The following is a 20777-nucleotide window of genomic DNA, read 5'->3' as shown; positions in this document are numbered from 1 at the left end:
GGCGTTGGACAGGATTGGGTATATAGTGGAAACAATAGTGCAATATGGAGTAAAATAGGTATCACTGCTGCGAGCAAGGCTGGAACTTTGCAGGCTTAGCAACGTATAGTAGGTAAGCAATTATGAACTCATAGGAAAGTAGTGTGATTAACCGTGAGTGAGCACATTATTGGAGGCAAGAGCTTTACGGCTGTTGCAATCAATTGCGCAGCAAAGGCTGGAGAGTGGATCAAGACGAAGCTTGGCAACCACACGACCTTGTCGTTAAAATATTCCGCGCAGGATCTTGTGACCGAAGTCGACAAAGGCGCGGAGATGATGATTCGCAATTTGGTGCAGACGCATTTTCCCGATCATTCGTTTCTCGGTGAAGAGGGCGTTGAACCTGGACCGGAAGCTTCGACTCGTGCGCTGCAATCCGTAAGGGACGCCGAGTATCTGTGGGTCGTCGATCCGCTGGATGGAACGACGAACTTCGTGCACAGCTTCCCGTTCTTCTCCGTATCGATCGCGCTTGCGCATCGCGGAGAGGTTATCGTCGGTGTGGTGTATGATCCGATTCGTGACGAGCTGTTCGTGGCGGAGAAAGGCAAAGGCGCTTATGTGCGCGGCCGGAGGATGGGTGTATCCCATGAGCAGAAATTGGGAGAGAGCTTGATCGCAACGGGCTTCCCGGCGGATCAGAACTATGCGCTTCCGCTGAATATGAAAGGGCTGCAGGCGCTTGTGCCGCAGGTGCGCAATATTCGCTCGGGAGGGTCAGCTGCCTTACATATGGCTTATGTAGCGGCGGGACGACTGAGTGGCTTCTGGGAGATCGGCCTGAATTCTTGGGATTTGGCAGCAGGCTCGCTGTTAATCACCGAATCTGGCGGACGCATCACCGACATGAAGGGCAATCCGTATGACCTTGGCGTACGCCATGTCGCTGCGACGAACGGCCATATCCATGACGAGTTTCTGCATGTTCTCCAGCAGGCGGAATCCGGCAGCTAGTTATTGATGAAAGGAACGTCTCTTTAACCGTCCAGGCAGGATGGGAGAAGAGGCGTTCTTTTGCATAGAATAACGTATGGAGCTTCATGGAGAGGGGGCTGACAGCATGTTGTATATTGAGCTTGATATACAAGGCGATGTGCCGATGCATGAGCAGATTGCGCAGCAGATCATTGCCGGAATCGCTTCCGGATCGATTCAGCCAGGCAAAACGCTGCCTTCTGCGAGGCGGCTCGCTTCCGCGCTGCGGGTCAAGTCGCAAGTCGTGAATAAGGCGTATCATACACTGCTTACGGAAGGGTTTCTGCAGGAGCGCTATGACGGCAAATTAGGTGTGCTCGTTCCTATGCCTACGGAGATGCCGCGGGTGACGGAAGCGTATATGAACCGTCTGCAAAAGCAGCTTCGGTCGCTTGCGGCAGAAGGTCGCGCAAGGGGCATGAGCGAAGCGGAATTCAGCAAAGCATGCATCAAAATATATCGCAGCGACTTAACAAGGATGGGAGACGCTTTGGAATGATGGCTAGCATCAGCAGAAGTGGGCGAGTGAAAATCCCGGCAAGCTGGTATTTGATCCAATTCTTCATCATTGCGGCATCCGTGATTGCGGCGGTGCTCCTGTGGGATCGGATACCGCAGCGGCTGGCGGTTCACTATGATATCAAGTTTCATCCGGATCGATATGATGACAAGAGCGCAGGTACCGTGTTCATATTGAACGTGATTCAGCTGATCCTGCTAGCGGTGCTCATGGGTGTGGAGCGTTTGATTACATCCGCTGCGGCTGAGCTTGGCAAAGGAATGCCTCAGGAGCAGCAGGAGCAGTACCGCTACGCAAATGGGCTGTTCTTATATGGGCTGTCTCTTCTGCTTGTCGCATTTTTCAGCTATGTACAAGCGACGATGCTCTACGACTGGCCGGCTGCAGGAGCGGTGGTGGCGATGATTGCGCTGTTTGTGTTGATCATCGCAGGGGTTGCTGCGCTCATCGTCTATGTGAAGAGGCTTGGCTTAGGTGCAGCGAACTTGAGCGAAGGTGAGGGAGCGGGCAAATGGATTGCCGGTGGCATCTATTACAACCCGCAGGACTCTGCACTATTCGTGCAGAAGCGGTATGGCATCGGCTGGACCGTGAACTTCGGCAAACCTCTCGGCTGGGTGATGCTACTCGGCATATTGGCGCTTCCGATTGTTATTGTTGTGATCGTGGAGTGGGTGAAATAATGCAAAAAAGACGCGGGCACCGTTTGGTGTTCCGCGTTTTTTTGTTTGTGGTTGGTTGTGGGGATGGAGGGGGCTGGTAGATGGTTAGAGTGCTATGAGGTTAAAGAGGTTAACCAGGACAAGAGGTCAAGGAGATCAAGGAGGTCAATGAGATCAAGGAGATCAAGGATTAACGAGACCTAAGAGACCCAAGAGGTCCAGCAGACCAACTACATAGGTGGAAATGGCTGAGATTTGGATAAAGAGGTCCAGCAGACCAGCTACATGGGTGGATATGACTGAGATTGGGGGAAGAGGTCCAGCAGACCAGCTACTGAATGCCAGGAATTTGTTAAAGAGGGGTAGCAGCTACTCTACATGTGGGAAATTGCCTGTGGAGATAAAAAAGAGGGGTAAGTAGTACTCTTCACAAAATAAATTCACCTACAAAGTGCAAAAGAGTGGTACCACATGCTACATATTGGCGAAATTCACTCACCAAATGCAAAAGAGTGGTACCACATGCTACACATCGGCGAAATTCGCTCGCCAAACGCAAAAGAGTGGTACCACATGCTACACATCGGCGAAATACGCTCGCCAAACGCAAAAGAGTGGCACCACATGCTACACATCGGCGAAATTCACTCGCCAAACGCAAAAGAGTGTTACCACATGCTACACATCGGCGAAATTCGCTCGCCAAACGCAAAAGAGCGGCACCGCGTGCCGCTCTTTTCCCAAGCTCTATCGAGCAATCTGTGCAAAGGCCTTCTCCGCCGCTGCGATCGTAGCGGCGATATCCTCGCTCGTATGCGCTGTGGTGAGGAACCACGCTTCATACTTGGATGGTGCGAGGCAGATGCCTTGATCGAGCATCAGGCGGAAGAACTCCGCGAAGCGCTCGCCGTCCGTATCCTGCGCTTCATCGTAGTTCGTCACCGGATGATCGCAGAAGTGGGCGGAGAACGAGCCGCGGATGCGGTTGATCGTTAGTGGAATGCCGTGCTTGTCCGCTGCCACTTGCAGCGCATCAGCGAGCTCCGCCGCGAGCGCATTCATCCGCTCGTACACGCCTGGCTGCTGGAGCACCTCCAAGCAGGCGATGCCCGCCGAGATGGAGGCCGGGTTGCCGGCCATCGTGCCCGCCTGATAGGCTGGGCCGAGAGGAGCGACCTGCTCCATCACATGCTTGCGGCCGCCATAAGCGCCGATCGGCAAGCCGCCCCCGATGATTTTGCCAAGAGCCGTTAGATCCGGCTCAATAGCAGCATGGTCCGGGAACGCGCTGTAGGTCTGCGCGCTGCCATAGTGGAAGCGGAAGGCGCTGATGACTTCGTCGTAGATGACGAGCGCGCCGGCTTCACGCGTCATGCGGCACAAGCCTTCCAAGAAGCCGGGCTTCGGCATCACCATGCCGAAATTGCCGACAATCGGCTCGACCATAACGGCAGCTACTTCATTGCCGAAGGTCTCGAGCGCGACGCGCAGCCCGTCCAAGTCATTGAACGGGACGGTGATCACTTCATTCGCGATGCTGATCGGAACGCCAGCGCTATCTGGGATGCCGAGCGTTGATGGGCCGGAGCCTGCCGCAACAAGCACCAGATCGGAGTGGCCGTGGTAGCAGCCGGCGAACTTGATGATCTTGCTGCGCTTCGTGTAGGCGCGGGCGACACGGATCGTCGTCATCACGGCTTCGGTGCCGGAGTTGACGAAGCGAACCTTATCCATCGAAGGGATCGCTTCCTTCAGCATGCGAGCGAGTGTGATTTCAAGCTCTGTCGGCGTGCCGTACAGCGTGCCGTTCGAAGCTGCGCGGGTAATCGCTTCGGTAATATGCGGATGCGCGTGGCCGGTTATGATCGGACCGTATGCACATAAGTAATCGATATAGCGGTTATCGTCGACGTCCCAGAAATGAGCGCCTGAAGCGCGTTTCATGAAGACAGGAGCACCGCCGCCAACAGCTTTGAAAGAACGGGACGGACTATTGACGCCGCCGACAATATGTTCGAGCGCTTCCGCATACAATTGCTCGGAGCGCGGTCTTAGAATAGACATAAACGTTAGAAACCTCCTGAACCAATAATATTCCTTATTGTACAGCTACGAATGCAGCGACACAACAAAGGAGAGGCATTCCGCCTCTCCTTGGATCGATCTTATTTGCTTGTACCGTTAGCCGTATTGCTGTTCGTGCTTGACGAGTTGCTGCCAGTACCAGTGTCAGTTCCTGTGCTGCCGTTCGTGCTCGTATCGCCTTCGCCCGAACCTGCCACAGCCGGTGCTGTATCTTTTGCAAGCTCATCTTGCACGAAAGTAAGCAGCTCGTCTTCGTCACGTACAGCAAGCACGGATGCCCCGCCGACTTTCTTGCCGCCGAGCAGCTCCATCGGAGGTACTTGCGTTTGACCGGCTACGCTTGTTTTAACGCCAAGCTCGGCCAGCTTCATCATATCCGAAACTTCAATGTTAGACTCTACATACGGTTGAATGCTGTCCACGATCTTCTTCATCTTCAACAGGTTCCAGCCGCTCTTCAGTTCATCGGCTACAGCAGAGAGCAGCTTGCGCTGACGCTCGGTCCGCGTGAAGTCGCTCATCGCATCATGACGGAAACGCACATATTGCAGTGCTTTCGTGCCGTCAAGATCTTGAACGCCTTTCTTCAAGTGAATGTCGTAACGATTGCCGTCCGCATTATCGACGTAGTTCATATCCTTCTCAACTTCAAAATTCTTAATGCCGCCAAGCGCATCAATCAGAGACTTGAATCCTTCGAAGTCAGTATACACATAATATTGAATATGAAGGCCGAGCAGATCACCAATCGTCTTCATGGCAAGGTTAGGGCCGCCAAGCGCAAGCGCAGTGTTGATACGACCTTCGCCATGTCCATCGATGTCTACATACGTATCACGCAATACGGAGAACAAATGCGCTTTCTTCGTTACTGGATCAACAGAGACGACCATCATCGAGTCGGAACGTGCGGTTTCGCTCTTCTTCAGACCGCGGTTGTCGCCGCCCATGATGAGAATGTTAACACGCTCAGTGCCTTGCCATTCCGGCGGCTTCTCGGCTGGCTTCTCTTCGAACTGCCCGAACATGGACTCATTCTGTGTCTTGCTGAAGCCATCTAACCCTTTCACGACTCCGACACCTTGATAAATAAAGAAGCCTGCAACTATGAGGGCAGCTACACCTAATCCAAGCAGTGCCCATTTCCATGGCTTTTTCTTTTTGGGTTGTTGCGAACGTGCACGTGCCATTTTTGATACTTTCCTCCTAGGACCGAATTTTAAGGTTTTGTATAGTTGAGTACGACAGACGACATTTTTGAGAGAACACTATAGCATTACATATCATAAAATTATAAAATGGTTTGTCGTAGAGAAGCAAGTTTTATCTGAAAATATAAGAAAGTATCGAATTTTGCTATACTTGCTTTATTTTTCGCGAAACGTTTGCTTTTGCCGCAGAGTCTACGGTTACCGCCGATTGCAGCACTGTTTAACAACGAAAAAAGCTGATATTTCCCAGGAAATGTCGAAAAGAGAGGGGCTGAGCATAGCCATATGCTAGCAATAGATGTAAGAGATTTGCGCAAGCAGTTTCAAGTTCAGAAGAACCGCGTAGGTCTTGGCGGGGCGCTGAAAGACCTGTTTAAGCGCGAATACAACGACATTACCGCGGTCAAAGATATTTCGTTCCAGATTCCTAAAGGTGAAATATGCGGATACATAGGCGAGAACGGCGCGGGCAAATCGACGACGATCAAAATGCTGACAGGCATTCTGGTCCCCACATCCGGCCATCTGCAGGTTAACGGATTCGTCCCGTACAAGGAGCGGGAGAAGTTCGTTCGCGGTATCGGCGTCGTATTCGGTCAACGGAGCCAGCTGTGGTGGGATATCGGCGTTATCGAGTCCTTCCAACTGCTGCGCAAGGTTTACCGAGTGCCTGAAGCGGAGTTCCGCGCTCGGCTGGATGAGCTGGTGGAGCGGCTTCAACTTGGCGAGCTGCTGAATCGTCCCGTTCGCAAGCTAAGTCTTGGCCAGCGGATGCGCTGCGAGCTTGTGGCGTCGCTGCTGCATAACCCGTCCATTCTGTTTCTGGATGAGCCGACAATTGGTCTCGATATCGTCGTGAAGACCGAAATCCGTGAATTCCTGAAAAAAATCAATCGTGAACACGGAACCACAATCCTGCTTACCACGCACGACCTGCAAGATATCGAAGCGCTCTGCAGCCGCGTTATCATGCTCGACGACGGACGCATTATCTACGACGGAGGCCTTGATGAGCTGAAAGCAAGATGGAGCAAAGGGCGCGAGCTGCAGTTCCAATTCGGCGAGCTGCCGCCACTTGATGTGCTGAAGCAATTCACCGAAGGTCTGAGCGGTGTAACATGGACGGTGGACAACGAGCTGACTGCGACGATGTGGCTGCCGCATGAAGTGAACGTATCGGATGCGCTGGCTCGTGTCGTTGGCAGCCGGGCAGACATTCGGGACATTAAGATCATGGAGACGAACACCGACGAGATTGTCCGTGAAATCTACCAATCCGGATCTGCTTCGAGCGAAGCGGCGGAGAAGCTGAGCCAGTCCTCAAGCACAGATGAAGCGATTAGCGAGACAGAGAGCGGCCAAGCGACAGTAGCCGCCGCATCTGACGAGGAGAAGGGGCGGCAATCATGAACAGCGCCTATCTCGAACTGATCCGCATCCGGTTTCTCATGATGCTCGCTTACCGCGTGAACTACTACAGCGGGATCGTCATCTACACGATTAATATCGGCGCGTACTATTTCCTGTGGGAAGCGATATTCGGCGATCAGAAAGTGCTTGCCGGCTTCACGCTTGCGCAGATGACTACATACGTCGCTGTATCTTGGATGGCTAGAGCGTTCTACTTCAACAACCTGGACCGTGAAATCGCCAATGAAATACGAGACGGCAGCGTAGCCGTCCAGTTCATCCGTCCCTATAACTACTTGTTCGTGAAGCTAATGCAGGGCTTCGGCGAAGGGTTGTTCCGGCTGCTGCTGTTCATGGGACCGGGGCTTGCGCTTGTCTGCTTGATCTTCCCGGTGAAGCTGCCTACAGATCCAGGCGTATGGGGGATCTACCTCGTCATGCTGCTTTTCAGTTTCTTAATAAATACACAAATTAATATGCTTGTCGGCCTGTTCGCATTCTTCGTAGAGAACAATGAAGGGATGCTGCGCATGAAACGCGTTGTCGTTGACTTGTTCTCAGGCGTCATTGTACCGGTATCGTTCTTCCCGGGCTGGCTTGCCTTGACGATGAAATGGCTGCCTTTCCAGGCGATTACCTATTTGCCGAGCTCCGTCTTCACGGGACGCACGACAGGTGATGATGTGCTGCGAGTGTTCGGCATTCAGTTGATCTGGTTCCTCGTGCTGATCATTCCGATCGCATGGATATGGCGCATGGCACGGACCCGGCTGTTCGTGCAAGGAGGTTAAAGCAAATGTTCTATTGGTCACTTGCGATGGAGTATATGAAGAACTATGCGAAGACAAAGCTGACGTACCGCGCGGATTTCTGGGTGGAGCTGCTGTCGGACTTACTGTTTCAAGGGGTTAACCTGATCTTCATCCTGATCGTATTCCAGCATACGCCGGCGCTTGGAGGCTGGTCGGAGGCTGAGGTCGTGTTCGTCTACGGCTACTTCATGGTGCCAGCTGGCATCTTCGGGGCATTCTTCAATATTTGGAATTTCAGCGATCGGTATATTGTGAAGGGCGAGTTCGACCGCGTGCTGACGCGTCCGGCGTACAATCTGTATCAAGTGCTGCTGGAGAATCTCGATCCGCCGTCACTGTTCGGTTCACTTGTCGGACTTATCATTATGGTACTCAGCTGGGGAGATCTCGGACTTGCCTTCAGCTTGATGGATATACTGATGATGATTATTTTCACAATCGGGTCCATCATGATCTACGCAGGGCTGTTCACTGCGCTAACGGCGATCTCGTTCTACTCGGATGCACCGACAGGCATACTGCCGCTCATGTACAACATTTCGAACTATGGGCGCTATCCGGTCAATATTTATAACAAAATGATCCGTTTCATGCTGACGTGGCTGCTGCCTTTCGCTTTTGTCGGCGTTATTCCAGCTTCGTACTTCTTGGACAAGGACCACGAGGGATTATCGAAGCTTGCGATGCTTACGCCGGTTATGGGAATCGTCGTCTTTGTAATCGGGATTGGCATATGGAACCTTGGCGTGAAGAAGTACCGAGGAGCGGGATCGTAACAATAAGGGTTCAAGGTTAAGGGGATGAGTGAGATGGCTAGGGCGATAAAAGCAAAAGCGGTTGTAGGCAAAAAAGCACCGGATTTCACATTGCCGGGCAGAGGTGGGCGGGAGGTTACGCTCAGTGAGTTTGCGGGACGCAAAGTCGTCATCTTCTTCTATCCGAAGGATTTGACGCCGGCTTGCACGCAGGAGTCTTGCGATTTCCGCGATTCCTATTCTGCATTCGGGGAAACCAATACGGTGCTGCTCGGCATCAGCATTGACGATGAAGCGACGCACGAGCGATTCAGGGCGAAGTATGAGCTGCCCTTCGAGCTGTTAGCGGACCCGGACCACCGCGCGTGCGAGCTGTATGGGGTTTGGCAGATGAAGAAGCTGTACGGACGCGAGTATATGGGGCTTGTGCGCTCCACGTTTCTGATTGATGAGAAAGGCAAGCTGGTTCAAGAGTGGCGCAATCTGCGTGTGAAAGGCCATGTCGAGGCTGTGCTGGAGGCGGCAAAAGCATTATAGGTGATGTGGCGGGGAAACAGACAACGAGGAGGAGGACGGATTGGGCAGAAAGCTAGGTTGTTTGCACGCGCATTATTCCAATATCGCTTATATCGAGCAGGCTTTTGCAGCTGAGGAGATTCAGCTCGTTCACTATGTTGATCCCGGGCTGATGAGCCGACTATCGCAAGGAAGCGAGTTCGATGAAGTGCAGGCGCGCGAGAAGGTTGTACAGCAGATCGAGTGGATAGCGGGCACGCAGGTCGATGCGATTCTCATCACGTGCACGAACTATATTGCGCTGCTGGACGAAGCGAGGCTTAGAACGAAGACGCCTATTATCAAAATCGACGAGCCGTTCTTCGCCGCTATCTGCAGCTCGGACGATCCGCAAACGGTGCTGTTCACGAATCCGGCGACGGTGGAAGGAACGATGCAAAGGCTGCATGTGTATGCGGCTTCGCGTGGCATAACACTTGGACAGATCGAGGTGCAGGTCGTTCCGAATACGTTCGAGCTGATTATGCAGGGGAAGAAAGAAGCGTATATGCATGAGCTGACAAGCAGCATGAGAGCGTTCTTCGCAGCGAGTGGGGATGGCGCCAAGCTGTCCGTCGCTCAGCTGTCGATGGTAGATGCGGCGCAGCAGGTGGAACGCGAGCTTAGCGTTCAGATCGTCAATCCGCTTCAGACACTAGCTGTGGCTTGGAGTGGAAAGGAAGCAGAATAATAGATTAACGGGCAATCGCTCTTCCGCTTAGGGAGGGCGATTTTTGTTATGTGCTTAGGAGGTGTAAAGGAGCCGTTTGATGGCGAAACTAGTACAACTAGCCATTCATAGATTGCAAGAATAGGAGTTGAAACTAGTGATACCTAGACAAACGATGCCGCAGGAGGAAACAATCGTTCAAGATATGTGGCCGGAAGCGGCGCAGCAGTCGCTGCAGCTGATGATGGCGCGGGTGAACAGCGTGCTGCTCGGCAAGAGCGAAGTTGTGTCGCGTGTATTTAGCGCTTTGCTCGCAGGGGGGCATGTGCTGCTCGAGGATGTGCCCGGCGTGGGCAAAACCTTGCTTGTAAGAGCGATTGCGAGAGTCATGGGCGGAGATTTCCGCCGCATTCAATTTACGTCGGATATGCAGCCGGCTGACGTCATCGGAGGCATGGTGTGGGACGGCAAGCGAGGCGAGCTCGTCTGGCGCGAAGGCCCGCTCATGGCGAATGTCGTGCTAGCCGACGAGATTAACCGGACGCCGCCGCGGACGCAATCTGCGCTGCTTGAGGCGATGGAGGAGAAGAGCGTCACGGCAGACGGCGTCACCCGTCAGCTGCCGCAGCCGTTCATGCTGCTCGCGACGCAGAATCCGCTGCGCGACGACGGAACCTATCCGCTGCCTGAAGCGCAGCTGGACCGGTTCATGATGCGCTTGTCCGTCGGCTACCCGTCTCCTGCGGACGAGATTAGTATGCTGGAGGCGAAGACGGCGCAGCGCCTGGTCCCGGAATCGCTCCGTCCGGTCATTATTCCGGAGGAGTGGCTGCGGATGCAGCGTGATGCGCAATCGGTGCATGTCCATCCTGCGCTGATGGCCTACGCGGTACATATCGTAGGGCAGACACGATCGGCGAAGGAGCTGCTGCTCGGCGCAAGTCCACGGGCGACGCTGGACTGGATTCGTGCGGCGCAGGCGACGGCCTATATTGCCGGACGGCGGTTCGTCGTGCCGGATGATTTGAAGGAGACGGCGGAGCCTGTGCTGGCTCACCGATTTATTTTGCAGGATGAGGCAGTCATTGGCGGGATGAGTGTGCAATCGGTGCTGCAAACCATCCTGGCAGCTTCTCCGGTTCCAATTCCGGCCTCCGATGGCGGGCGGCGCAGATGAAGCGCGTCAGAGCGGTGGGGAAAGCAGGGCAGACGAGTGTGGAAATAGGGAAGACAGGCAGAGCTAGTAAGAGTGAAGAAGCGGGGAATTCTGGGACAGCTGGCGCAAGGGACATCGGCAAGCCTAGAGTTCGCAGCAGACATATGGCTCGCTCGGTTGTGCTGCTCATGTTCGCGCTGTGCATAGCAGCGCTTTATCAGCGAAGCGGAGCAGTCGAATGGCTGCTCGTTGTTGTCGTGGGGGCGATTGCTTTTGGCGGTATTATTTTGCCATATATGGCGGTTGGAAAGATTGGAGTGGAACGCTCCATAGCGGAAGCATCGCAGCTCTCTGATGGGGGAGAGATGCAGGTCACGCTCGTGCTTCGGCTAAGCGGATGGTTGCCGTTCATGTGGGTGAGCGTAAGGGAAGAGCTTGCGGCGTTGAAGGGGGCAGATCCATCCGATCTAGCTGGCGGCACGGTGCTGGTTCAGCACGCTTTCTTGCCTGGCTTCGGACGACTGTTCCAGTTGAGCTACACCGTCAAAGGGCTGCGGCGCGGGGAGATGCACTTTCAGCCGGTCCAGGTGTCGATGGGAGATATGTTCGGTCTCACGGTTCGTACCTTCAACATGGATTGCCCTGGCGTTGTGCTTGTGAAGGCAGCGTCACCGGCAGGCGAGAGGATCGTGAACTTACCGGGTCACAAGCCCGGCATGCAGACGAGAGGCAAGCATGTGGTTGCTGCTTTTGGCGGTCAGATGCAGACTAATGCGGCACGTTTTGGCCGTCATGGGGCAGGACCCGATGTGCGTTCCTATATGCCCGGTGATCCGCTCGCACGCGTCGATTGGCGGGCAATGGCGAGAGGGCTTGGTCTTCAGACTCGCATCAGCAATGCGGAATACAGCTGTGAGCTGATTGTGCTGCTGGAGACGAGCGAGCAGGCATATGGCGGGGATATTCGTTTGTTCGATGCACATGTCGGGCGTGCCGCACTGCTGATCAGGCAATCTCACCGCGAAGGTCGCAGCGTCCTGCTGCTGACGAACGCCGTTGACGATCTGGGGCTGCAAGTTGATGCAGGAGATCGTGCAGCTGTAAGAAGAGCGGAGGAACAATTAGCCAGGCTTCGATGGGGCAAGGCCGGTTCGATATCGATGCGAATGTCGGATGCAGTAGCGCGTTTGTCACGCGGGGCGTCGCTTATCTGCCTGACCTCCGGTGAATTGCACGGCGATACGACAGGTGAAGCGGGCATGATTATGTACAGTGCGAAGCTGGCTGCCGTACGTGGCGTTGAGCTGGTGGTTCTGCTGTCTGCACGGGAGGTGCAGACAGGTCCTGCGGAGCAGAGGTGGCGTGAACGACTGCATGCGGCGAAGTGCACGGTACGAACGATGCCTGTGCCGCTGAGCTATCGCAGCATAGTGCCAGGTGTGACTGAACTCACGATGACTACGGGCAAGGAAGGAGGGGTTATCCATGTCGGCAGTGCAGGGAGCTGACGGCTCGCAGGGTGTGCAGCCGAAGCGGCAGCGGGAAAGGGAGAAGGAAAGCTTGCATTTCTTCAGCTTCATGCCGCGGCGGCTTGTCACTAGCCTTTTGTTATATGGACTTATTGTGGAGTGGTTGCTGCCGCTTGCGCAGTTGAAGGATTTCACAGAGCTGAGCGAGCTTCGTCCGCTGATCGTTGCCGTGGGCCTCTTCCTTGCCGTCGGCTTGTTCGTGCCGCCGACTTGGGCGGCCTTGCTGCTGAATGCTGTCATTACTGTGGGGACTGTGCTTGTGATGTTCAGTGTCCACTATGCTTCTTGGCATGACAGTCTCACAGGCCTTCTAGAGGGGATGAAGAATGACGCAATCAATCTAGCGAGCGGCAAAATGATTCTTAGCGGAGAAACGCGCACCTTGCTCCTTGTCAGTGGGCTTGGCATGATGACTGTCGCCGTGCAATCGTTGATTTGGCTGCGTCAGTGGGGGCTCGGGTTAGCGGGACTGACGGCGCTGTATCTGCTGCTGCTCTATAGTTTCCTGGGATTGCATGTACTGCCTGGGCTGAAGCGGGTATGCGCAGAAGGACTGGTGTTAGGCGCGCTCGTAACGGTGCCGCGGCTGGAGCGGCTGCTCGGCAGTTCTACGTTATTCGATGGCCGTGCGGTGAAGAAATCGCTGGCGGGGTGGGCTGTGAACTGGTGGAACGGTGCCGCATGGCTCGCGGTTATCGTGCTGGGGGCTGCGATCGTGACGTCTTGGAGCTTGGCGAAGCCAGTGGTGACGTCCGAGCCGGCGCCTTGGGCGGCCGAAGCGATTGAGTGGGGGCAGGACAGGCTGCTCGAGAAGCATCATTCGAATGGCCAAAGAGCGGTTGCAGAGGAAGCGATGGCTGCAACCGGATTAGGAGAGCCTAGCAGGACAGGCTATGGCTTCGATGATTCTGCGCTCGGCGGACCGATTACGCCGGATAACTCGCCTGTTTTGACCGTGTATGCGAAGGAGAATGCCTATCTGCGTGGTGAGAGCAAATCGTTCTATACCGGCAAAGGCTGGGAGCAGGTCGAGCATGCATGGCATACGGTAAGCGTCTCGGACACGCAGGCCGAGCATCGCGATGTGATGGGGAGCGATGGCGATAGCGGCGAGCGAGGTGGGGAAAAGATCAATGGAAGTGCTGGAGACGAGAATGAGGGCGGGTCTGCTGATGATGTGCTTGTGCAGACAATTACAGCGGCCTATCCAGCTGCCGGCTGGCCATTGTTCGCTGGAAGCGCGGACGCGAAGATAACGGCAATCCGGACAGTGAACGGGTCAGGCGATACCCCTTCGTATCGGCAGGATGCTGAGACCGGGGCACTCTATCCGTCATCGGAAGAGGATCGCGTCGTCCGTTATACGGTCGCGTCCGTCATGCCTGATGAGGCGTTGAAGCGGCTGCGGCAGGTTGAATCTTCGGTTGATGCGTCGGCTGGGATGGAGGGAGGCGGCGTTGCTGGCGCTGGCGCAGCTACCGGTGCAAGCGGAAGTACAAGTGCAAGTGCAAATGCAAATTCCAATGCTGGTGCCGGTGCCGAGAGTTCTTCTTCGGAAGCAGGCGAATCCAGGTCCGCATATGTTGAAACGGCTGCGCTGGACGATTCCTATACGCAGCTGCCTGATCAGCTGCCTGCCCGGATCGGCACACTGACCTCGGAGATAATGGCGGCAGCTGGGAATCCGGTGAACCGCTACGAGCAAGTGAAAGCGGTGGAGGGGTATCTTCGCAGCAATTACAAGTACACGCTGCAGCCAAAGGCTCTAACGGGTAGCAGCGACTTTGTCGATGACTTCTTGTTTAATCAGCGGGAAGGCTACTGCGTGCATTTCGCTTCGGCGATGGCGGTTATGCTGCGGACGCAGGGGATCCCTGCACGATACGTGAAGGGTTTTGCACCGGGCGAGCCTGCGGAAGGGCTAGCAGCTGGCGGAGCGGGGCTATACACCGTGCGTGCAAGTGATGCGCACGCTTGGGTGGAAGTGTTCTTCCCGAACGTCGGCTGGGTGGCATTCGAGCCGACGCCGGGCTTTACGGCACCGGGCAGCGGTGCCGCCGGCGATGCCTTATCGTCTGCAGCAGCAGGCGATGGGGCGAAGCCCGCACTTGCCGCTAGCGCGGACGGCGCTGCGGCTGGCGGCGAAGCCGCTCGCGCCCGCACGCTGGCGGTGCGCGCGGCAGCGCAGCTGCAGGCGACGGCGCAGCGCGGGGCGCATGCCCTCGCGCAGGCAGCGCAAGGCGCCATGGCCGCTCCGCCGTGGGCCATGGCCGCCATCGCCGCAGGCGTCACCGGCGCGGCCGGGCTCGCGCTGGCGGCGCGGCGGCGCAGCGAACGCTTCGCGTTCGCCACGGCGCTGCATCGCTATGGCAGCGCCCTTGGGGCGGGCCGGCAAACAGCGGCCCGCAGGCAGTTCCTCCAGCTCGCGGACGCCTGCTGGCGCGAGCTGTACAAGCGGTGCGGTGCGAAGCCGATGCACCGCACGGCGCGGGAGTATGCGGCAGAGCTTAGCTTGCCGCCGCATACCGCGCAGCTAGTCGCGGATCTGGTGCGCTGGGAAGAAGCAGCGCGCTTCGACGTCAGCTGGCAGAATCAGCCGACGAAGGAGCAACTCGCGGAGCTGGTCGCTAAGCTGCAGTCGAATGAATAATCAGACCTTTCGCTAGCTCTTTGCGCCATCAGACGCTTCTCAAATAAAGAGGGTGCATGCAGACCACGGTCTGCATGCACCCTCTTGCTATTACCAATTCTTTAACAAAGCAGCTGCATCCGTATCTTTTCGATCGTTCGATGTACCTGATTGTGCCTGCTCGTTCGCAGGTTCGCCGCCGTTGGCGCGGTTCTCGAAGCCATATCCGTACACGTTGCCGGATGAATCTTTCACGCTGTCGCTTGTATGGGTGAAATCTGCCGAACTAATCGGCAGCTCGGATTCTTGGATCCCGACCGTGGCATCTTCCAGCAGCTGAACGGCTGCAATGTCATTGTCATTTTCTTTTACATTCTCATTCTCATTTTCATGCTCATTGTCCTTCACATTCTCGTTGTCCTTGCCATTTTCGTTGGCATTGTCATTAACGATTGCAACGTCCGTTTCCTTGCTCACGTGTTCGGCAGGTTCTGTTTCACTATTCACACCCTCAGCTGTTTCAGTTTCCGTGCTCAAGCGCTCAACTGCTTCAGTCGCGCTCTCATCGATAATATCCATCTGTTGAACTACTATTTGCTCTACTATGATTTCCGTTGAATTCTCAGCCATATCTTCTAGCAAATGTTCATTGGTTTCAGCGCCTTCAACCAGAGCCGCGTGTTCCTCCAAGCTTGAAGGTTCTTCAACAGCAGCCGCAACCTCCGCCACAAGCGCTGCGCTCGACTCCGCAATAAGAATGCCGCTGAGCGCCGCGCGTTCCTCTGCATTCAGCCCTTCGTTCAGCCGATTGCTCGCCGGCCGCGCCGCTGCTTGTTCGCCTGATTCCTGCATGCTCCCAGCAATGCTATGTATAAAAGCTCTTCCGCTTTCTCGCAACGGATCCGTTACGATGCTCTCATTGTTTTCATTTGCAGCTGTGGCATGTTCATTCGATTCAGCTGCACCCTCTTCAGCCCCAGCTTCAGCCGCTGGTTTTTCAATCGCGCGGTAGCTGATTTTCTTCGGAATGGCGGGCACTTCGCCTGCTGCTAGATTGCGGCGGTCAAACCCGCTGCGGCGTTCTTCGCCGGTATAGGGGATGGTCGATACACGCCGGTCTGCGCCGGCGCGGCGTTCCATCGGATTCTCTGCGACAGGTTCATCTTGATCCATCGCGCTGCTGCCTTGAAGCACGCCGCCCTCTTCAATCTCTAGCGCCGCCGCCGTCATATTGCCGTAAAGCTTGCCTGTCGACATAATGGTCAGTTTGCCTGTAATCGTCACATTGCCGTTCACTTGACCGGCAAGCACAACGTTATTCGCCGTAATATTCGAGACGGCAAAACCGCTCTCTCCCAGAATGACATCGCCCTCGCACGAAATATCGCCGCGAAGCTGACCTTCAAGACGAAGGCTGCCCGCCGAACGAATAGTACCTTCTACGATGGTGCCTTCACCAATAAAGGTATCAGTCATTTTGGAACTAACCTTGTCCTTTTTCCACTTGAACATTCGCTGAACTCCCCTTTATCGACATTTTTAAATAAGGTCTTGGATCGACAGATACGCCATTCTTCAGGACTTCAAAATGAAGATGAGGCCCTGTGCTTCTCCCCGTAGAACCGATCTCGCCGATGACGTCTCCTTGCTTTACTCGGTCACCGGTGTGCGCCAATATTTTGCTCAGATGAAAATATCTTGTCGTAAGTCCCATGGCATGCGTGACGACGACAAAGTTGCCGCGCTCGGTCATGTTGCCGGTATCCACGACACGGCCATCGGCAGCCGCGTATACGGAGTCTCCTCGATTCCCCGCAATGTCAATGCCTTTATGCACGCCAGGCTCGCCGGAGAATGGATCCATTCGAACACCGAAGAATGAAGTTATCCGCTCCGATTGTGTGGGCCAGAACGTTGGTGTGACACGAAGCGTTTGGAGACGCTTCTGAGCTTCCTCTCTCGTCGATGTGAGTCGTTCATTCAGCTCGGTAATTTCATCCCCAAGTGAGCCGAAGATCGTACCCGTATTTCGGGCCAGCTCCAGGATCTCGTCATCTTGCACTTTCACGAATTCACCGCCGACACCATTATCGTCTGATTCGGCAGTACTAGATTCTTTCGGTAAACCGACAAGCGATTTCACATCAGATTCCAGCTTGTTCAGCTCTTCGACCCGTACCTCAACCGACTCCGCCTGCTGTGCAAGCTGGGCCAGTTCGACCTGCAGCTGCTTGATTGTTCCTTCTTTCTTGGCTAGCTGCAACGCATATGCTTCATTCGTGGAAGTAAGCTTACTGTGAAGTTGATCCAGCTGTCCGCGCGCACGATCATGCAGCAGGTACAGCGTTGATGCTATAGCTATCAGCAATACGAAGAGAATTGGAAGCATAACCAAAAGGAAGGTGTTTACCCGAAAGCGGATCACTGGACTTGCGCCGTCAGGCAAGACAAGAAAAGTGAAATGCTTGTTACGGGGGACTACAGACTTTTTCATGCCTACCTCCTAAAAAATGTTTAAATAGAGATTGATTACCTCTCAAAACGCATACACCGATATTCATCGGCAACCTAGGCCAAAAAACTTAGATTTCGTAAAAAAACGTCGAAAAAAAGGATTTTGTCCCGATATAGCGAATTGAAACTTCTAACATGGCTAGCTTTACGCAAACGAACGGGGGATATTTGGTGATTAAACTCGCAGGCATAGATGTAGGAAACGATAGTGTGAAACTGGTTATAGACGGCTCTTCCGAGCCGATTGTAGTACCGAGCATCCTCTCTCCCGGCTATGAGAGACATGTGTTCCAGGAAGAGGATTCACCGCTGAAGGCACTGGATGTACGGGTATATAGCCCTAAGCTGAAGAAGAACAATCAGCGTTATTTCGTCGGTCTATTGGCGATGGAGGATCAAGATAATTCGGAGCTGGAAGAAACGGATAACAAAGCGACCAGCGATCAAGCGTTGATTGTCGCATTGACGGCGCTTGCCTACGCAGGTCTGACCAGCCAGAACTATGAAGCGACTGAGGGACAATCCACGCAAGTGGTGGAATATATCATCGGCACAGGACTTCCAGTGCGTACATATGCAGGCTTCCATAAAACCTTCGAAGAGCGCCTTGTCGGCGAGCACGAGGTGTCGTTCTTGTCGACGCCTAAGCTGCGCGGCCGCTCGATTCGCGTAATCATTAAACGTGCTGTCATTTCCATTGAAGGCGCAGCAGCACTGTTCCACATGGCGACTCACGACAACCTGTCGGTTCGTAACGAAGAGCTGTATTACGGCTGCATCGGTATTTGCGAGATGGGCGCGCTGACAACGGATTTCCCAGTTATCAGACGGATGAGCATCGACAATCAGCACAGCACGGGCGAGCAATTCGGCCTTGCCAGCTACCTCGATAACATTATCCGTGACGTAGAAGATGAGTTCGGTCACCGTTTCCAGAGCCGGACGAAGCTTATTCAGAAGATTAAGACGCGCGATTACGTCATCCAACGTATTGGTGAAGGGCAAGCGGATATCCGTCCGATCGTCGATAACTACTTCACACGCGCAGCGAACAAGGTTGTTGATCTCATCTTGAAGCGCTGGAAGAAGAATCCCGACATTCAATGCTTCTACGTTCTTGGTGGCGGAGCCATTGCGCTTCGCGATTACATCAATGAAGCGGCGGGCAATGTGCGCCTTCGCTTCGTAACCGAGAGCGAGTTCCAGAACGTGTACGGTTATTTGAAGCTTGCGCGGAACAAGCAGAATCAGGCGCTAGCAGCGCAGCAGCAAACAGCGGCATCGAGCGAGCAGCCGCAATAATACGCAAGATATGCAGCAGTGACCATTGGTCGCTGCTTTTTTATTTGTGGCGTGGCACGGCTAACGGATCGTAGAAACCTTATTCATCGCAAAACAGCCCTTTGAAAATTGTAACGGACCCCAGAAGCGTTATTCGTCACTTTTTCGGCCGAAAGAGGCTGATTTCAAGGAAATAACGCCGCTGGGTTCCGTTACAGTCCATCAACGAGCCATATTCATCAAATAGCCACTCTGTAGTCCGTTATAGTCTGCCAGCTTCAGTCAGACCATATGAAACGGTTACATTTGAAGCAACTTTCCGAATTGTCAAATCCTTGCCTTTTCTAAAGCCCCGAGCCGCCTTGACTGTCCCATATCGCCTATATATAATTGACACAATGATTTGAGGGAGGCCTAAGGCAAATTGAATAAGCCAAATGAAATGATCGTCGTCCTTGATTTCGGCGGACAGTACAACCAGTTGATTGCAAGACGTATCCGGGATTTAGGCGTATACAGCGAATTGCTGCCCTACAATACCTCGGTAGAACGAATCCGCGAGCTACAGCCGAAAGGCATCGTGTTCTCGGGTGGACCGGCAAGTGTATATGAGGAGAAATCGCCGCTTGTAGATCCAGCGATTTATGAGCTTGGATTGCCAATCTTCGGTATTTGCTACGGCATGCAGCTGATTGCGCATCAGCTGAACGGCAAAGTTGAGCGTGCAGGCAAGCGTGAATACGGTAAAGCTGACGTGGCGTTCGCAGCGGGCAGCGAGCTTGTGCATGGATTGGATTCGAACCAAACGGTTTGGATGAGCCACGGCGACCACGTAACGGAGCTGCCAGCAGGCTTCCGCGTAGATGCGAGCACGGACCATGCGCCAATTGCGGCGATGAGCCATCCGGAGCGCAAACTGTTCGCGGTGCAATTCCACCCAGAGGTGCGCCACTCCGTTCAAGGTAACGAAATGATCCGCAACTTCCTCTACAATGTGTGCGGCTGTGAAGGCAATTGGAGCATGAGCACGTTTATCGACGATACGATTCGCGATATCCGCGCACAAGTCGGCAAAGGCAAAGTGCTTTGCGCATTGTCCGGCGGTGTTGACTCGTCCGTAGTAGCAATCCTGCTTCACAAAGCGATCGGCGATCAGCTGACTTGCATGTTCATCGACCACGGCTTGCTGCGTAAGGGCGAGGCGGAGAGCGTTATGGAAACTTTCGTCGGCAAGTTCGATATGAAAGTTGTGAAGATCGATGCAAGCGAGCGTTTCCTTGGCAAGCTGAAGGGCGTCGACGATCCGGAGCAAAAGCGTAAAATTATCGGCAACGAGTTTATTTACGTGTTCCAAGAAGAGTCCGAGAAGTTCGATGACTTCGAATTCCTCGCGCAAGGTACGCTGTATACGGATATCGTAGAGAGCGGAACGGCAACAGCTCAAACCATCAAGTCGCACCACAACGTTGGCGGCTTGCCTGAAGATATTAAGTTCAAGCTTGTTGAGCCGCTGAAGGCGCTCTTCAAGGATGAAGTTCGTAAAGTCGGCGAAGAATGCGGACTGCCAGAGGCAATCGTATGGCGTCAGCCATTCCCAGGTCCGGGTCTTGCGATCCGCGTGCTTGGCGAAGTGACGGAGGACAAGCTGACGATCGTTCGTGAATCCGATGCGATTCTTCGCGATGAGATTGCCAAAGCAGGTCTTGACCGCGAAATTTGGCAATACTTCACAGCGCTGCCGAACATGAAGAGTGTTGGCGTTATGGGCGACGCGCGTACGTATTCGTACACGGTCGGCATCCGTGCCGTAACATCCATCGACGGCATGACAGCTGACTGGGCGCGTATCCCTTGGGATGTGCTCGAGAAAATCTCCGTTCGTATCGTTAACGAGGTCGACAACGTCAACCGTATCGTCTACGACGTAACATCGAAGCCGCCTGCGACAATCGAGTGGGAATAGGCTGATCT

Annotated in this window: 17 protein-coding genes; 13 read left to right on the top strand and 4 right to left on the bottom strand. The window is 54.4% G+C overall.

Features of this window, described 5'->3' with window-relative positions:
- Positions 1 to 153 precede the first annotated feature (153 nt).
- The 3 genes from AC0YNX_RS14280 to AC0YNX_RS14270 all read left to right on the top strand — a co-directional run bounded on the left by AC0YNX_RS14280 (position 154) and on the right by AC0YNX_RS14270 (position 2220).
- On the top strand, positions 154 to 996 hold the full coding sequence (locus AC0YNX_RS14280; RefSeq protein ID WP_475816359.1) for an inositol monophosphatase family protein: 843 nt from the start codon (positions 154 to 156) through the stop codon (positions 994 to 996).
- A gap of 76 nt (positions 997 to 1072) precedes the next feature.
- Positions 1073 to 1516: a GntR family transcriptional regulator gene (locus AC0YNX_RS14275; RefSeq protein ID WP_475816358.1), complete on the top strand. Its 444-nt coding sequence runs from the start codon at positions 1073 to 1075 to the stop codon at positions 1514 to 1516.
- On the top strand, positions 1513 to 2220 hold the full coding sequence (locus AC0YNX_RS14270; RefSeq protein WP_475816357.1) for a DUF5808 domain-containing protein: 708 nt from the start codon (positions 1513 to 1515) through the stop codon (positions 2218 to 2220). The genes AC0YNX_RS14275 and AC0YNX_RS14270 overlap by 4 nt, the downstream gene beginning before the upstream one ends.
- A 726-nt stretch (positions 2221 to 2946) precedes the next feature.
- Here the strand turns inward: AC0YNX_RS14270 and AC0YNX_RS14265 are convergent.
- Complete coding sequence (locus AC0YNX_RS14265) at positions 2947 to 4263, bottom strand: glutamate-1-semialdehyde 2,1-aminomutase (RefSeq protein ID WP_475816356.1); 1317 nt, start codon at positions 4261 to 4263, stop codon at positions 2947 to 2949.
- Positions 4264 to 4364: 101 nt separating this feature from the next.
- The gene (locus tag AC0YNX_RS14260; RefSeq protein ID WP_475816355.1) at positions 4365 to 5474 is read right to left on the bottom strand and encodes an LCP family protein; all 1110 of its coding nucleotides are present in this window, start codon (positions 5472 to 5474) and stop codon (positions 4365 to 4367) included.
- Between the two features lie 306 nt (positions 5475 to 5780).
- Here AC0YNX_RS14260 and AC0YNX_RS14255 point away from each other — a divergent pair, with 306 nt between their 5' ends.
- The 8 genes from AC0YNX_RS14255 (at position 5781) to AC0YNX_RS14220 (ending at position 15032) form a co-directional block, all read left to right on the top strand.
- A complete protein-coding gene (locus AC0YNX_RS14255; protein ID WP_475816354.1) occupies positions 5781 to 6905 on the top strand; it encodes an ABC transporter ATP-binding protein in 1125 nt (374 codons plus the stop codon).
- Positions 6902 to 7696, top strand: a complete 795-nt coding sequence (locus tag AC0YNX_RS14250) for an ABC transporter permease (protein WP_475816353.1) — start codon at positions 6902 to 6904, stop codon at positions 7694 to 7696. The genes AC0YNX_RS14255 and AC0YNX_RS14250 overlap by 4 nt, the downstream gene beginning before the upstream one ends.
- A gap of 5 nt (positions 7697 to 7701) precedes the next feature.
- Positions 7702 to 8493, top strand: coding sequence for an ABC transporter permease (locus tag AC0YNX_RS14245; RefSeq protein ID WP_475816352.1), 792 nt, complete (start codon positions 7702 to 7704; stop codon positions 8491 to 8493).
- 33 nt (positions 8494 to 8526) lie between these two features.
- Positions 8527 to 9009: a thioredoxin-dependent thiol peroxidase gene (bcp, locus tag AC0YNX_RS14240; protein WP_475816351.1), complete on the top strand. Its 483-nt coding sequence runs from the start codon at positions 8527 to 8529 to the stop codon at positions 9007 to 9009.
- 40 nt (positions 9010 to 9049) lie between these two features.
- Positions 9050 to 9718, top strand: a complete 669-nt coding sequence (locus AC0YNX_RS14235) for an aspartate/glutamate racemase family protein (RefSeq protein WP_475816350.1) — start codon at positions 9050 to 9052, stop codon at positions 9716 to 9718.
- Positions 9719 to 9854: 136 nt separating this feature from the next.
- Positions 9855 to 10874, top strand: coding sequence for an AAA family ATPase (locus AC0YNX_RS14230; RefSeq protein ID WP_475816349.1), 1020 nt, complete (start codon positions 9855 to 9857; stop codon positions 10872 to 10874).
- Positions 10871 to 12361 (top strand): DUF58 domain-containing protein, encoded by a 1491-nt coding sequence (locus AC0YNX_RS14225; RefSeq protein WP_475816348.1) that lies wholly within the window; start codon positions 10871 to 10873, stop codon positions 12359 to 12361. The genes AC0YNX_RS14230 and AC0YNX_RS14225 overlap by 4 nt, the downstream gene beginning before the upstream one ends.
- Entirely contained in the window at positions 12339 to 15032 is a 2694-nt protein-coding gene (locus AC0YNX_RS14220) for a transglutaminase-like domain-containing protein (RefSeq protein ID WP_475816346.1), read from the top strand. Before AC0YNX_RS14225 ends, AC0YNX_RS14220 begins: the two co-directional genes overlap by 23 nt.
- Positions 15033 to 15122: 90 nt before the next feature.
- Here AC0YNX_RS14220 and AC0YNX_RS14215 read toward each other — a convergent pair whose 3' ends face one another.
- Positions 15123 to 16523 (bottom strand): bactofilin family protein, encoded by a 1401-nt coding sequence (locus tag AC0YNX_RS14215; protein WP_475816345.1) that lies wholly within the window; start codon positions 16521 to 16523, stop codon positions 15123 to 15125.
- Complete coding sequence (locus AC0YNX_RS14210; RefSeq protein ID WP_475816344.1) at positions 16495 to 17505, bottom strand: peptidoglycan DD-metalloendopeptidase family protein; 1011 nt, start codon at positions 17503 to 17505, stop codon at positions 16495 to 16497. The genes AC0YNX_RS14215 and AC0YNX_RS14210 overlap by 29 nt, the downstream gene beginning before the upstream one ends.
- 155 nt (positions 17506 to 17660) lie before the next feature.
- Here AC0YNX_RS14210 and AC0YNX_RS14205 point away from each other — a divergent pair, with 155 nt between their 5' ends.
- Together AC0YNX_RS14205 and guaA are read left to right on the top strand one after the other, a co-directional pair.
- Complete coding sequence (locus AC0YNX_RS14205) at positions 17661 to 18827, top strand: ParM/StbA family protein (protein ID WP_475816343.1); 1167 nt, start codon at positions 17661 to 17663, stop codon at positions 18825 to 18827.
- 403 nt (positions 18828 to 19230) lie between these two features.
- Entirely contained in the window at positions 19231 to 20769 is a 1539-nt protein-coding gene (gene guaA / locus AC0YNX_RS14200; protein WP_475816342.1) for a glutamine-hydrolyzing GMP synthase, read from the top strand.
- Positions 20770 to 20777 lie beyond the last annotated feature (8 nt).

This window comes from Paenibacillus sp. J31R98 (genome assembly GCF_056269245.1).
Note: the sequence above shows the minus strand (reverse complement) of the source record. Positions and strands in the feature narration are given on the sequence as shown.